This is a genomic window from uncultured Thiodictyon sp. (genome assembly GCA_903837595.1).
Taxonomy (GTDB): domain Bacteria; phylum Pseudomonadota; class Gammaproteobacteria; order Chromatiales; family Chromatiaceae; genus Thiodictyon.
Map to the genome: position 1 here is coordinate 1 of CAILVI010000521.1, position 14590 is coordinate 14590.

The 14590-nt window shown below is 66.0% G+C and carries 8 protein-coding genes and 1 pseudogene; 6 read left to right on the forward strand and 3 right to left on the reverse strand.

The features are described from left to right. Positions 1–203: 203 nt before the first annotated feature. On the reverse strand, positions 204–1697 hold the full coding sequence (locus QZY44_RS31475; protein WP_295456920.1) for an ISNCY family transposase: 1494 nt from the start codon (positions 1695–1697) through the stop codon (positions 204–206). 497 nt (positions 1698–2194) lie between these two features. On the opposite strand from QZY44_RS31475, the gene QZY44_RS31480 reads away from it, so the two are divergent. From QZY44_RS31480 to QZY44_RS31500, 5 genes and pseudogenes are all read left to right on the forward strand, one after another. Further along, positions 2195–3322, forward strand: a complete 1128-nt coding sequence (locus QZY44_RS31480; RefSeq protein WP_295456922.1) for an ABC transporter permease — start codon at positions 2195–2197, stop codon at positions 3320–3322. A gap of 3 nt (positions 3323–3325) precedes the next feature. Next, positions 3326–4435: pseudogene (locus QZY44_RS31485) on the forward strand (ABC transporter permease). A gap of 185 nt (positions 4436–4620) precedes the next feature. Further along, complete coding sequence (gltX, locus tag QZY44_RS31490; protein WP_295456923.1) at positions 4621–6042, forward strand: glutamate--tRNA ligase; 1422 nt, start codon at positions 4621–4623, stop codon at positions 6040–6042. Between the two features lie 75 nt (positions 6043–6117). Next, entirely contained in the window at positions 6118–7602 is a 1485-nt protein-coding gene (locus tag QZY44_RS31495) for a hypothetical protein (protein WP_295456925.1), read from the forward strand. Between the two features lie 29 nt (positions 7603–7631). Then, positions 7632–8243: a hypothetical protein gene (locus tag QZY44_RS31500; RefSeq protein ID WP_295456926.1), complete on the forward strand. Its 612-nt coding sequence runs from the start codon at positions 7632–7634 to the stop codon at positions 8241–8243. A 13-nt stretch (positions 8244–8256) separates the two neighbouring features. Here QZY44_RS31500 and QZY44_RS31505 read toward each other — a convergent pair whose 3' ends face one another. Next, complete coding sequence (locus tag QZY44_RS31505; RefSeq protein WP_295456928.1) at positions 8257–11478, reverse strand: response regulator; 3222 nt, start codon at positions 11476–11478, stop codon at positions 8257–8259. Between the two features lie 300 nt (positions 11479–11778). Between QZY44_RS31505 and malZ the strand changes: the two genes are divergently transcribed. Continuing rightward, entirely contained in the window at positions 11779–13662 is a 1884-nt protein-coding gene (malZ, locus tag QZY44_RS31510; protein WP_295456930.1) for a maltodextrin glucosidase, read from the forward strand. Between the two features lie 219 nt (positions 13663–13881). On the opposite strand, the gene QZY44_RS31515 is transcribed toward malZ, so the two are convergent. Then, the gene (locus QZY44_RS31515) at positions 13882–14463 is read right to left on the reverse strand and encodes a Fe-Mn family superoxide dismutase (RefSeq protein ID WP_295456931.1); all 582 of its coding nucleotides are present in this window, start codon (positions 14461–14463) and stop codon (positions 13882–13884) included. Positions 14464–14590: the final 127 nt, after the last annotated feature.

Below are 14590 nucleotides of genomic sequence, written 5' to 3' on the forward strand. Positions count from 1 at the left end.
AATTAGTGCCTGACAGGAAACTCGCATTTTCCAGCACCGTCTATTCGTGACGGCCGGGAAATCCTTGGTCGAGCCGTCCCGGACGACGCGCGTATCTGCAATTAATACCAAACGCGTCTGCCAAGTGAGAGCGACTCGTATTACCGGTGAATTCCGGGCACACCCATCCCATAGGCTGCATTCCGAATGCCCGGCAGCGGTGCTTAAGCGGCGCGACGATAAGGACCGCGCTGTCGCTCCCGCGCCTCTGCGTCTTGCTGGCGCAGCAGCGCTCCGACCCGCTGTATATTGCGTGCCACCACCGCCAGCGCGACATAGCGCTTGAAGGCGTCGAGACCATGATCCAGACAGCGATCGAGGCCATGCACTTCCAAGGCATTGATGGCAGATTCCACCGCGGAGTGTTGATGACGTAGGTGGATAAACTCGGGGTCATGCTCACGTTCGGCTTGGACCAGAGAGAGTTTGCCTTTTTTCGGCATCACCACCTGCGGGATTATCGCCGCCAGCGCCGTTTGATTGTTCGGGCTATGGAAGCCCTTGTCAAAGCTGGCGCTGGCGATGCGCGGAAAACGCGCGCGGGTCTCGGTCAGCAGCGGGACCGCCACCTGGTCGTCAGTGGTCTTCTGCATCACCTGATGATGGAGGATAAAGCGGTATTGATCTTCCACCACGACCACGCGTAGCCCCAATTCGACCGGCACGCCAGCCTTGCCTTTGCTGATCCACTCGGTGTGGGGCTCAAACAGCGAAAAGACTTTTTCATCATGCGGGATGATCTGCCCCAGCAAGACCCGGCGACGGATCTGGTCGATCTGGCGCTCGGCGTGGCTGATATAAAGTTCCACGGGTGCGAGTAAGGCCGCCGGTACCTGGCCGACCTGCAACATCCAGAGGGTCTCCCTGACCCGGGCCAGCAAGACCTCAGCGGCTACCAGGTAGTCACGGTGCGCTTGGCGCACCGCCTCCTGCTTCGCCGCCCGTTTCTCCGGGTCCTTGGCGGTGGAGTGCTTCAAGCGCTGTACCTGCCGAAACAGTTTCTTGAACTGACGCAGTTGATAGGCGCTCTGACGCCACTCAGTCACGCCCATGTCGGCACACAGCCCAGCGATGATTTCAATCACTTTGCGCATCGCATCCCACAACAGATTGATGTCCGTCGGATAATGCACATCGGTTTTGACCACGAACGAATCAGCGCGGACCGCCAGTCCGGCGTCGGGACTTTTTTTTACCAAGGCATGCCCGGCGGCGACCACGACCTGATTGATGCGATCCAAGAGTTCCGGCGTGAACAGGCGCAGGTTGTCTTTGAGCGTTTGCAGCTGATAGCGGTCGCGCTCATCCTCCGCCCAGCCAGCATGCCCGAGCATCTGGCGCAGGGTCTTATGCTCATTGGCCAGCTCCTGTACCCGGTCATAATCGATGTTCAGCGCCAGGCGCAGCGTACCCAGCACCAACATCGCCCACTGGTCCATTCCCGGGCGCCCCGTGTGCGCATCCGCCTTGCCATGGACCCCGTCGGGTATGACGTCCGCCAGAATCGCGAACACTTGCTCCCGAATTTCGGTGGTGACGTAAATGTACTGCAAGCCACGCAACAGCGGTGGGATGTCATCGCGGGACTTCGGGTTAAACTGGATGGCGGCAATGTCCTGTTCACCGAGCTTCAATTGGGGGGCGATGATTTGGCGCATGGACTATTCGAATGGCGAAGTTTATGATGACTCATTGAAATGGACGGCTTGGCGCATTCACGAAATTGCGACCGTACCCCACCGGACCCAGAAAATCCATCGGTTACCGCTTGGTATCATGCCCCATCGATCGGAGGTGGCGCCAAACTTAAACCATGGGGCCAGATTATAACAGATTGAGCAAGAAAGGGGTTTGCGGTTTCTGGCCAGGCACTAATTAGGTAAATGCGGTTGGGATGTGCGGCGGCGCTGTGGGACGGCTGATGCCGGACTACACCTAAATCACTGTGATCGATCCCGCGCCGGAACCACAACAACGGGAGTTGTAGTAGTGCAGTACCCGCGTGATGATGGTGCTACCGCCCAGGCCGTTCTTATTGGCAATAATGGATTCGCCGCGATCTGCGTTTTGGGCTAGGGTCACATTGCCCCGGGCTTGGGCAAAGATTCCCCGGCCACTGGGTAGCGCTCGCACCTGTCGGCATAGAAATACCACGATGAAGACCGGACCTGCCAATCGCCGCCTGCTAAGCCTTCTGCGCAAGGAGTCGCTGCAGATCCTGCGCGACCCATCGAGTATCGCCATCGCCTTCGTCCTGCCAGCGGTGCTGCTGCTCCTGTTCGGCTACGGGGTGTCGCTGGATTCGCGGGAGGTCCCTGTCGGTCTGGTCATCGAGCGGCCGGGGGCCGAGACGGCCTCCTTTCTGGGCGCCTTCCGGCACTCGGTCTATTTCGCCCCCTGCGTCTATGCCACCCGGCAGGCGGGGCGCGACGCCCTGCGCACCCGCACCGTCAACGGCCTGGTGGTGTTGTCCGCCGACTTTGCCCAGCGGCTAAAGGGGGATGGCAGTGCTCCGATCCAGATCATCTTCAACGGCGTGGACGCCAACTCGGCGCGTCTGCTGGAAGGCTATGTCCAAGGGGCCTGGAGCAACTGGTTGCAGCAGCAAGACGCGGCGCAGGGCCGCCCGCCCGTCATCCCGGTCGCGGCCGAGCCCCGGGTCTGGTTCAACCCGGAGCTTGAGAGTCGAAACTATCTGGTGCCGGGGCTGCTGGTGGTCAACATGACCCTGGTCGGGGCGCTGCTGACGGCCCTGGTCTTTGCCCGTGAGTGGGAGCGCGGGACCCTGGAGGCGCTGATGGTGACCCCGGTGACGATCCGCGAGATACTGATCGGCAAGGTGTTGCCCTATTTCGTGTTGGGCATGGGGGGGATGGTGCTGTCGGTGCTGATGGCGGTGTTCCAGTTCGGGGTGCCCCTGCGCGGTTCAGTCTGGGTCTTGGCCGTCTGTTCGACCCTCTTTCTGCTCACCGCCCTGGGCATGGGCCTCTTGATCTCCATCGTCACCAAGAACCAGTTCGTGGCCGGCATGGTCGCCATCCTCGCCACCTTTCTGCCGGCCTTTCTATTGTCCGGTTTCCTGTTCGATCTCGGCAGCATGCCGGGGGTGATCCGCTTCATCACCCATGCGGTAGCCGTCCGCTATTTCGTTGCCATCGTCCAGACCCTGTTCCTGGCGGGCGATGTCTGGGCGGTCATCCTGCCCAATGCCGCGGCCCTGGCCCTGATGGCGGTCTTTTTCCTGGGTCTGAGTCGGCGCCTGCTCAGTAAGCGCTTGGAGTGAGCCATGTTTGATCACATCCTGGCTTTGACGATCAAGGAGTTCCTGGCGCTGTTCAAGGATAAGCGCAGCCGCCTGGTGGTGATCATCCCGCCGCTTATCCAATTGCTGGTCTTTGGCTATGCGGCCTCATTCGATCTCAATGCCGTGCCCTATGCCGTCTATGACCGGGACCATGGCTATGCCGCGCGGGACCTGCTGGCGCGCTTCGCGGGCTCACCCACCTTTGAGCTGGCCGGGTACTTGGGCCATGAGGGTGAGATCGCCGGGCTCATCGACGCGCGTGCGGTCATGCTGGTGGTGCAGATCGGTCGACGCTTTACCGCCGAGCTTGCTGCCGGGCGGACGGCCGCGGTGCAGGTGCTGATCGACGGGCGCAATTCCAATAGTGCCCAGGTGGCGCTCAATGACGTGAATCAGGTCATCAACCAGTTCAATCAGGACTGGAGCGCCGCCCACGGATTGGCCGGGCCGTCGACGAGCCTGGTCGCTCGCGCCTGATACAACCCGAATCTGGAGAGTCGCTGGTTCTTCGTCACCGGGTTGGTGGGTATCCTGATCCTGGTGGTGACCATGATGGTGACAGCGCTGTCGGTCGCCCGGGAGCGTGAGCAGGGTACCCTCGACCAACTCCTGGTGACGCCCTTGCGGCCCTTCGAGATCCTGATCGGCAAGGCGATGCCGGGGCTCGTGATCGGGCTCTTCGAGGCGTCCATGGTGGTGGTGCTTGCCGTGTTCTGATTCGGCGTGCCGTTCAAGAGCGAGCTCTGGGTGCTCTATCTTGGGATCGGGCTCTTCGTGTTGGCCGCGGTGGGGGTGGGGCTTATGATCTCCTCGCTGGCGCTCACCCTGCAGCAGGCACTGCTCGGGGCCTTCCTGTTCATGGTGCCGGCGGTGCTCTTGTCCGGGTTTGCCACCCCTATCGTTAACATGACTCCGGCGGTTCAGGCCCTGACCCACCTGGACCCGCTGCGCTACTACCTGTTGATCCTGCGCGGGGTCTTCTTGGAGGGCGCGGGCTTGCACCTGCTGCGTGGTGAGATGTGGCCGCTGGCCCTGATCGCGGTTGCCACCCTGGCGGCGGCGGGGTTGTTGTTTCGGCATCGGATGGGGTAGTCGCGGATGCTGTGCGGTGTCGCGAAGTCGTACCGGCTGAAAGGTTGCCATTCCTGGCCTGGGTTCCGGCGTCCCGGCCGGAATGACGACGTTTGGCCGCGGGTGTGGTGCACCGCACCCTGCCGACCCTGGCCAGTCTGTTAGAATCCCGCCCCTGTCCCACGCCTCAGGAAGCCCGCGCGATCATGACCGTCCGTACCCGTTTCGCCCCGTCCCCCACCGGTTATCTGCACGTCGGTGGCGCCCGCACCGCGCTCTTCTCCTATCTGCATGCCCGCAAGCATGGGGGGCGGTTCGTGTTGCGCATCGAGGACACCGACCTGGAGCGCTCCAGCGCCGAGTCTGTGAACGCCATCCTGGAGGGCATGACCTGGCTGGGGCTCGACTACGACGAGGGTCCCTTCTACCAAACCGAGCGCTTCGACCGGTACAACGCGGTGATCCTGGAGCTGCTGTCCCGAGGGCTCGCCTACCGGTGCGACTGCCCCAAGGAGCGTCTGGACGCGTTGCGCGAGGAGCAGATGGCGCAGAAGCAGAAGCCCCGGTATGACGGGCATTGCCGGGAGCGCGCAATCGATCCGGAGTGCCCCCATGTGATCCGCTTTCGCAACCCGCTCTCGGGTGAGGTGGTCGTGGACGACCTGATCCGCGGCCGGGTGGTGTTCAGCAACACCGAGCTCGATGATTTGATTATCCGCCGCACTGACGGCTCGCCCACCTACAACCTGGCGGTGGTGGTGGACGACGCCGACATGGGCATCACCCACGTCATTCGCGGCGACGACCACATCAACAACACCCCGCGTCAGATCAACATTCTGCGCGCACTGGGGGTCGAGCCGCCCCAGTATGCCCATGTCCCCATGATCCTAGGCGACGACGGGGCGCGGCTGTCCAAGCGCCACGGGGCGGTGAGCGTGATCTCCTACCGGGATGCCGGCTATCTGCCGGAGGCCCTGCTCAACTATCTGGTGCGTCTGGGCTGGTCACATGGCGATCAGGAGGTCTTCAGCCTGGACGAGATGATTGCACTGTTTGAGATCACCAACGTCAACAAGGCCGCCTCCAGCTTCAACACGGAGAAGCTCGATTGGCTGAATCAGGAGTACCTGAAGTCCGCCGACCCGGTGCGGGTCGCCAACCTGCTGCGGACCCACTTGGGCGCGTTGGGCATCGACCCCACCGAAGGACCCGACCCGGAACTGGTCGTTCAGGCTCAGGCTGCGCGCGCCAAGACCCTGGTGGAATTGGCGCAGATCAGTGCCTTCTGCTATCAGGACTTTGCCGACTACGAGCCGGACGCGGCCAAGAAGCACCTGCGCCCGGTCGCCCGCGAGGCCCTGGCCCGGTTGCGCGCCGCCTTCGATATGATGGCCACCGAGGACTGGAACCCCGAGCAGCTGCACCGGGCGGTGGAGCGGGTGGCGGAGGAACTGGAGGAGAAGCTCGGGAAGGTCGCCCAGCCCCTGCGCGTGGCGATCGTCGGGCGTGCCGCCTCCCCGGGTATCGATGTCACCCTGCAACTGGTCGGCAAGGAGGCGACGCTGCGGCGTCTCGATCGCGCGCTCGCCTTCATCGCCGACCGCCAGGCGCAGGGCGGAGCCTGACCGCAGCGTCGGGCTCTCCCCGGGCCAAGGTCCGGGCAATCCGTTATCATGTGCGGCTGCCGACCACTTGGGACCATGATGACCCTGAACCCGCCCCGTGAACGATGCGATCAGTCTGCCGACGGACCGGCGCGGGGCCGCCCGGGGCGCGGCGTCTGGATCGTCCGGATCGTCCTGGTAGGCCTGTGCGCCCTATCGCTGCTCGGCGCCTGCGCCGTGCCGCGGCCCGCGGGCGACCGGGCTGAGCCCGCGGCGGCCCCCACGGCGACCAGGAACACGGCGGCGGCCAAGCCCCGGCCCCCGGACCTGACGGTCCCGCCCGCGGCCCAATGGGGCGCCACTGGTCAGGTCCAGCGGCCGAGTCGCTCGGCCGCTGAGCCGGCCCCGGCCGGGCCCCAAGGCCCCGCGTTCACGCCCTTCAGTCAGAACCTGCCGGACCTGCGGCGCGAGGTCGCCTTGATCTGCGGCTCGGTCCGGGGCAGTAAGAAAAAGGACGCGCTGGCGCCCCTGGTGACGGATCTCTATCGTTCCGGCGTCGCCCCGGCCTTGGCCATCGAGGCGCTGATCCAGGGCGATTGCGGTTCACTGGGCGCGCTGGTGACTGAACTGGTGGCCCAGGGCGGCAATGAGGCGGTGACCCCGGTGGTGAATCGCGCCCAGTCCCTGAGCGGCCCGCGCTTCAGCGCCACCATCCGTGCCGCCGCCGCCGCCGGCCTCGCCGCGGCGATCCCGCCAGCTCCGCCACCGGTCTATGGGATGGCCTATTTCCCCTCGGGCGCGGCAGAGTTCGGGGTCGCGACCGCTGCCACCCCGAAGACCCTCTATAGCAATGCCACGCCCGGTTACGGGATCTACACCTTCGTCCTGCTCGGGGGGGGATTTAATCCCGCCAAGGAGGCCGATCGCGCCCGTTACGCGGAACTCCTGCGGGTGATCGAGACCTATGTCCTGGCGGGCGAGAAGGGTGCCCGCACCCCCCGTGTGGAGGTCCACACCTTCCTGATCGCCACCCATCCCGAGCCTCCCAGTGCACCAGACCCGTCCGCGGCGATGCGCAGCGACCTGACTGCGTATCTGAAGCGACACGATCAGTCGGCCCTGGCCGAGCGTCTGAAGACACTCCCCGGGCCCTTTCTGATCTCCAGCCTGGAGCCGCGCCTGCTGCCCGGTAGCGCGGCCGCTCCACGGCTGCTGATCGACCTGTCAGGTATCGGTCCCGGTTATCTCTATGCCGTGGTCGATGCCTATGACCGGCCCATCCCGCCGGAGCAGCAGGGTCGCCCGGAGGGCCTCAGTGCCATCCGCGACCGCCTGCTTGGGCTTTTCAGCCGCCAAGTCCCGCCGGCAGACCTCAGTGCGGCGCTCACCGATGCCTGGGTCTTCCTGCTCGGCGGTCCGCCGCCAGTCGCCGCGGCGCCCCTGGTCACGACGGGAGCGCACACGGCCGAGCCGGGGGCACCGGCGGCCGAACCGGGAGCGCCAGCGTCCAACCCAGCGGCGCCAGCGTCCGCGGACCCGGCCGCGTCCACGGCCCCCGGTTCTATTCCACCCGTCCGCTAACGCGGTCCCAAGAAGGCAGTGCGCCACTCATGAACCTCACCAGTCTCTCCACCCTGCTCCGTTACCTGCTCGGCATCTTCCTGCTCCAGGGGGTGACCGGTCTGCTGGTCTATGTCGCGCTGCGCACCGACTGGCAGACCACCTGGCCGCTCTATCTCATCCTCGGTGTGGCCGTGGGTGCCATGGCCGCCCTGTGGTTCAGCACCATCGCCGGGGCCGGCCGGCACCACGTCGTGGCCCGTGCGGCCGAGCGCTTTTCCAAGGAGCGCGAGCAGCTGCGCGTCAAGGCCGAGCAGCAACGGATCAAGGAGGTCCGCAACAGCGCCAAGGCGGCGCGTGGTCTGGGGGCGGGCATGAGCCTGAAATCCGCGGTGGTGGTCGGCGGTGCCGTGAGCCTGGGGCTGACGATGATGCTCACCCAGTTCATCACCCTGGGGCTGCTCACCGTCGCCTCCGCCGGGGGGGCGGCCCTGGGTTACGCGGTGCGGGTCCGTCAGGAAAAGATCATCGCCAACCGGCAACTGGCCGCGGATGAGCGCTCGATGCGGATCATCGAGGCCCCGGAGGCGCTACCGGCCATCACCAACCGCAAGCGCAGGACGCGCGCCCGCGCTGATGCCGAGGGCGATTTGACTGGTTGATTTGCGGTCGCCTTCATTTCACCCGCGGCAGCCAGCGATCGAAGGCCGTGCTCAGGTCTTGCTGTTTGAACGGCTTGGAGATGTAGTCGTCCATGCCGGCGGCGAGACAGTGCTCGCGGTCTTTCTCCATGGCGTTGGCGGTGAGTGCGACGATGGTGGGGCGGTGCGTCCCGTCCAGGGCGCGGATGCGCTGCGTGGCGGCGAACCCATCGAGGATTGGCATCTGGCAGTCCATCAGGATCAGGTCATAGTCGGTGGCGCGGCAGCAGGCCACGGCCTCCTCGCCATTCTCCGCGGTGTCGGCCTCGATCCCGAGCTTGCGCACCATACTCAACGCGACCTTGCGGTTGATGGCGTTGTCCTCGGCGAGCAGGACGCGCCCGCGGTAGCGGCCCGGTGCCGCCGCTTGGCGGGGGGGCGTGACGACCTCGGGTCCGGGAGGCGTCGGTTGGGGCCGCGCCGGCAGGGCCTCCCGCGACGGGGTCAAGACCCGCGACAGGCACTGGCGCAGGGTCTCGATCAGCACCGGTTTGACCAGGTAGGCGGCGAACCCGACCTGGCGGAAGCGCTCGGTGTCCCCGCGCTGTCCGGACGAAGTCAGCAGCACTAAGGGCAGTCGCGCGAAGTCCGGGTCGGCGAGGATCTGGCGGGCGAGTTGTTCCCCGTCCAGGTCGGGCATCTGGTGATCGAACACGGCGAGTTTGACGGAGTCGCCGGCCGCTGCGGCGGCCCGCAGTGCGTCGTGGGCCAGGCGCGGATCGCCCACCACCTGGGTACGCATCCCGAAGCTGCGCAGCTGCTCCTGATAGACCCGTTGATTGACTGAATTGTCCTCGACGATGAGTGCCAGGACGCCCGTCAGGTCTCCCGCCGGCGGCGCGGCCGCGGGGGCCGCTGCGACCGGCAGGGGCAGGGTGAGCCAGAAGCTGGAGCCCTCGCCAGGGACGCTGCTGACCCCGATCTCTCCGCCCATCAGTTCGACCAACTGGCGGCTGATAGCGAGCCCAAGGCCAGTACCGCCGAAGCGGCGGGTGGTGGAGGGGTCGGCTTGGACGAAGGACTCGAACAGGCGCGCCTGGACCTCGGGGGCGATCCCGATCCCGGTGTCCTCCACGCGCAGGTGGATGCGGGCGATGCCGGCGGCCTCGGAGAGCCGGCGCACGCTGACCAGGACGTGCCCCCGGGCGGTAAACTTGACTGCATTTCCAGCAAGGTTTAACAGGATCTGGCGGATGCGTCCGGCATCGCCGATCACATAGCGGGGGCAGTCCGGCCGGTAGTCCAGGATCAGTTCCAGGCCCTTCTCCTGCGTCCGGCTGGCGAGCAGTTGGGCGACGTCATGGGTGGCGCGGCCCAGATCGAAGGGCAGGGGCTCCAACTCCAGGCGTCCGGCCTCGATCTTGGAGAAATCCAGGATGTCGTTGATGATGGTCAGCAGGGCCTGGCCGGACTTGCAGATGGTTTCCACATACTCCCGCTGCTCCTCCCCCAGCGGCATGTCGGCCAGCAGTTCGGCCATGCCGAGCACACCGTTCATGGGGGTGCGGATCTCGTGGCTCATGCTGGCCAGGAATTCGCTCTTGGCGCGCGAGGCGGCCTCGGCCGCGTCGCGGGCGACGCGCAGTTGCTCCGCGGCCTGGCGGCGGGCCAGCCCGACGCTGAGCACGTCCGCCACCCGCCCCAGAAACGTCACTTCACGCTCTAAGCGCGGGTGGCCTGGGGACAGGTAGAGGGCCAGCACGCCGAGCACCCGCTCGCCCTGCACCAGCGGCACGTTGTAGTGTCCATGATCACGCACGTCGGACAGGCAGTGGGTCTGGTTGGGGCTGACGCCATCGCTGTGGATTGCCTCCCGGGTGGCCGCGGCCCGGCCGCACAGACAGGTGCCAAAGGGGATGTCAGCGCAGGCGGCGATTCGCTCCGCGCTCAGATTGCTGGTGACGGCGAGCCGCAGCCGGGGTGGGGCCTGGGTGTCATCGGCCAGCAGGATGCCGCCGCGCGGCTGCAGCCGCAGCCAGGGTACCGCCGCGAGCAGGGCGGCCAGGCTGGCCTCGAGGAAGGGCTGCGTGGCGGACTCCTCCAGGGCCAGGTGCAGCAGGCTGCCCAGGGCCTGCTCCTCGGCCACGGCGTGTTCGCGATGGGCGGACTCCACGGCCAGGCGGCGCTCCTGGGCGAGCAGGTGCTCCTGGTCGGCGCTTTGGTGCGCGATGGTGGTGCGCAGTTCGCTATAGAGTCCGCCCAGGGTGTCCTGGATGCGCCCCAGATAGAACCAGAAAAACCCGAACAGCAGGGCCGCCAGTCCCAGGGTCAGGATGCCCAGCGCGGTGATGGCGGCCGTGGCCTGTGCGTGCTCCAGGGTGACGTCCGCGACCACCAAGGTCAGCCCGACCGGTCGGCCGGCGGCATCGCGCAGCGCCGCCGATTGGACGGCCAGTTGCCGCCCCGCCAGGCTCAGGTTGCGGGGGCCGGCGGTGGCGGCGACGGCTGCATAGGCAGTGGTCAGGGTAGCCCGGTCCTGGGTGTCGCCGGCCAACACCATCCCGGGGAGCAGGTCCCAGTCCCCGCGATCACCCGCGGTCTGGCGCCCAGCCTCCCAACGCGCGCGGTCCAAGACGCCCTTGTCGATGAGCATAAACAGTTCGACCCCCAGGACGCTCTTGATCCGGGGGGCCAGGTGGTCGATCTCTTCCCCCAATTCCAGATAGCCGACGCGTGTGCCGTCGATCACCCAGGGGGCCACCACGCGCAGGGTCAGGGTCCCATAGGGCCCGAGTTCGACCCCCTGGGTCACGGTCCCTGTGTCCGTGGCCTGCCGCAGGGTGATGCGCTCGACCCGGTCGCCGTAGCGCGCTGGGTGATGGACGCGCAGCCAGGTGACGCCCGCCGCGTCATGGACATAGAAATGGGTGATACGGTGCTCGGCCTGCAGGTCGGCAAAGATGGGGGAGGCGCAGTCGAGCACGCGCTCCCGGTCGCGTGCGAGGTACGCTTGGCCCAGGCAGGGGGCCGGTGCGAGGGTGCGCAGCAGGCCCTTCAACAGCGCGGCATCCTGCTCCAGGGTCGACTGGAGCAGGGCGGCGACCTGGCGGCCGGTCTCCCGTGTCTGGCGCTGCAGGTCCGCTTGTGTGTGGTGGTAAAAGCCCAGCACGACGGCGAGTAGGAAGAGCCCCAAGGCCAGTGCGATCGGCCAGAGGATGCGGGTGCGGATGCGCTGTACGTGGTCCGGGGGGATCATGAATGGCGATGGCTCGCGTGGTGGCGCCCCCGGGTGCGAGGGTCGGGGTTGGTCACGGCCGGTGGCTTGACTTAAGAGCCCGCCACGGTCACTGCTACCCGTGCGGCGATTCTACCAGCGGACGGGGGTCGCAGTGGGTTTACCTGAATGGACGCAGCGCATGCGCCGATCAATCGCCCAGATCCCGGCTGGATTTGCTCGCGAATGCTGGTAACTTAGGCACTGCCCACCGGCCTAACACTGATCGACACTACGGATCGATTCCACTGATCACCAGGGACTCACCCAGGGGAACCCGACATGACTGAACCCGCTATGATCCATCATCAGGTCTCGCCCTTCCTGGAGTGGTGCGACGGGCGCTGTCTGATCCAGTTGTGGTTGGCGGCCGTCGACCCGGTTCCAACCGGGGTGTTTCTGCGGCTGGAGCCGGACAATGAGGAGCGTCTGGTGCCGATGCAGTTGATTGCGCAGCGCGGGCGCTTCCAGGTCTATCAAGCGGACCTGATCCCCGACCCGGCTGACCCTTTGACGGTCTACGCGTTCAAGCTGCTCTGGGCGGACCGGCAACGCTGGCTGGATGCGGCGGGTGCAAGCCCTCGCATGCCGCTGCAAGAGCGGTTCTTTCGCGTCAACACGGAGAATAAGCCGCCCGACTGGGTGCCGGACCAGGTCTTCTACCAGATATTCCCGGAGCGCTTTCGCAACGGCGACCCCGGGCTCAGTCCCCGCACCGGCGCCTATGCCATCCGTGCCGAGAGCCCGATTCGGGCCAAGGAGTGGGGCGAGCCGATCGACCCGGAGCGACCGGACAGCGAGTTCTATGGGGGCGACCTGATCGGTGTGCGCGAGTCGCTCGACTATCTCGATGACCTGGGTGTCACCGCGATTTCTCTCAACCCGATCTTCACCTCGCCGAGTGTCCACAAGTACGACATTGAGGATTTTGAGCACGTTGACCCCTACCTGGGCGGCAACCATGCCCTGGCGGACTTGCGCGTGGCCGCCACCGGGCGGGGCATGCGTCTGGTGCTGGATGCGGTCTTCAACCATACCTCCGACACCCATCCCTGGTTCAACCGCTGGGGCACCCACGCCGCGGCCGGGGCCTATCAGGGCGTGGCCGCGCCGTCGCGCGGCGCCTACACCTTCCAAGACTCCGCGGACCCCGAGAGCTACCACTGTTGGCAGGGTGCCAAGTCCCTCCCGGTGCTGGACTTCGGCGATAGCGGCGTGCGCGAGTATTTTCTTGACGGCCAGGACTCCATCGTTCGCCGCTGGCTGCGCCCGCCCTACTCAATTGACGGCTGGCGGATCGACGTGGCCCACATGCTGGGGGAGGGCGGCGGTGCCCGCCACAATGCCCGGGTGCTGCGTGCCTTGCGCCGTGCCGCCCGCGAGGAGAGTCCGCGCGCCTACATCCTGGGCGAGCACTTCGCCGAGGCGACCCGCTGGCTCCAGGGTGACCAGGAGGACGGGGCCATGAATTACTATGGCTTTGCGCAGCCGGTACGCGCCTTCCTGGCCGCGCAGGACGTCAATTATCACCCCATTGCCCTGGACGCCGCCGAACTTGAGGCGTGGCTCACCGACGCCCGCTCCCGCATTCCCTATGCCAACCAGCTCTGTCAACTGAACCTGCTGGGTTCCCACGACACCGCCCGCTTTCTCACCCTGGTGGGCGAGGACCCCTTCCTGATGCGCCTGGCGTTCCTGTGGCTGTTCGTCTACCCCGGGGTGCCCTGCATCTATTACGGCGACGAGATCGGCATGGCCGGCCGTGACAACCCCTATAACCGTGCTTGCTTCGACTGGGATGAGGACCACTGGGACCAGTCGTTGCGCGCCTGGGTCCAGACCCTGGCCCACCTGCGCCGGGAGTCGCGGGCACTGCGCCGCGGTGCCTATCAGGGCCTGCTCGCCGTCGGCGACCTGTTTGGCTTCGCCCGCTGCCTGGGGGATGAGGTGGTCATCCTGATCATCAACCGCGGCAACGTGCCGCAGGCCGGGGTTCGCGTCCCGCTCGGCCGACTGCCCGGCCGCGCGATGAATTTGGGCGTGCTCCTGGGCGAGTGCCCTTGGGGTCTGGGCGGCGACATCCTGACGGTGGACTTGGGGCCTAAGGAGGGGCTGCTGCTGCGGGGGGAGTTGGGTGATACCGCGCCGTGGGTGCGTGAGCCTTAACCCGGCCTCGACTATTCGCCTCGGGATTTTGCCACTTTAGGGGGGCAGTTCCCGGTGCGCGGCTTCGAGAAAGTACGCGGTGACGTGCCCCCACTCGGACATATGCCGTGGAGCGCGTTCCCTGCGCGCTGTTCCACGGTCAAGCCCCGGCCTGCGGTTCGCTGCGTGGGCGCAACCGCGGGTCGAGGCTTGCGCCCAACTATCCTGTCTTACGGAGACTCAATCCGCGAAGTTGGCTGCAACGAAGGTCCAGTTGATCTTGTCCCAGATAGTTTCCAGGTACTTAGGCCGGGCGTTGCGGTAGTCGATGTAGTAGGCGTGCTCCCACACGTCCACGGTCAGCAGGGCTTTCTTGCCTGAGGTGCTGGGAGTACCGGCGTTGGCGGTGTTGAAAATCTCGAGCGAGCCGTCGGCGTTCTTCGTGAGCCAGGTCCAGCCAGAGCCGAAGTTGGTCACGGCGGACTGGGTGAAGGCCTTCTTGAAGTCATCGAATGAGCCGAACTTGGCGTTGATGGCATCCGCCAGCGCTCCGGTGGGTGCGCCGCCGCCGGTGGGGCTCAGGCAGTTCCAGTAGAAGCTGTGGTTCCACACCTGGGCGGCGTTGTTGAACACCCCGCCGCTGGACTTGAGGATGATCTCCTCCAGCGACAGGTGCTCGAACTCGGTTCCCGGGATCAGGTTGTTGAGGTTGGTGACATAGGTTTGGTGGTGCTTGCCGTAGTGATACTCAATGGTCTCCTCCGAGATCACGGGCGCGAGTGCGTCCTTTGCGTAGGGCAGGGTGGGCAGTTGGTGGGCCATGGTTGGGGTTCTCCGGAGGTTGAGGTGGCTGAGATGGGTGCGGGGCGAGGGTCGGGCTCGTTGCCCCACGGTTCTGCTGCGGGCGGCCACGGGGGCTGCCAAGGCGTGTCCGCGACTTAGGGTCGGC

Coding starts and splice junctions, on each gene's coding strand:
- QZY44_RS31475 (WP_295456920.1), bottom strand. CDS start 1,697: ATGCGCCAAATCATCGCCCCCCAATTGAAGCTCGGTGAACAGGACATT.
- QZY44_RS31480 (WP_295456922.1), top strand. CDS start 2,195: ATGAAGACCGGACCTGCCAATCGCCGCCTGCTAAGCCTTCTGCGCAAG.
- gltX (WP_295456923.1), top strand. CDS start 4,621: ATGACCGTCCGTACCCGTTTCGCCCCGTCCCCCACCGGTTATCTGCAC.
- QZY44_RS31495 (WP_295456925.1), top strand. CDS start 6,118: ATGATGACCCTGAACCCGCCCCGTGAACGATGCGATCAGTCTGCCGAC.
- QZY44_RS31500 (WP_295456926.1), top strand. CDS start 7,632: ATGAACCTCACCAGTCTCTCCACCCTGCTCCGTTACCTGCTCGGCATC.
- QZY44_RS31505 (WP_295456928.1), bottom strand. CDS start 11,478: ATGATCCCCCCGGACCACGTACAGCGCATCCGCACCCGCATCCTCTGG.
- malZ (WP_295456930.1), top strand. CDS start 11,779: ATGACTGAACCCGCTATGATCCATCATCAGGTCTCGCCCTTCCTGGAG.
- QZY44_RS31515 (WP_295456931.1), bottom strand. CDS start 14,463: ATGGCCCACCAACTGCCCACCCTGCCCTACGCAAAGGACGCACTCGCG.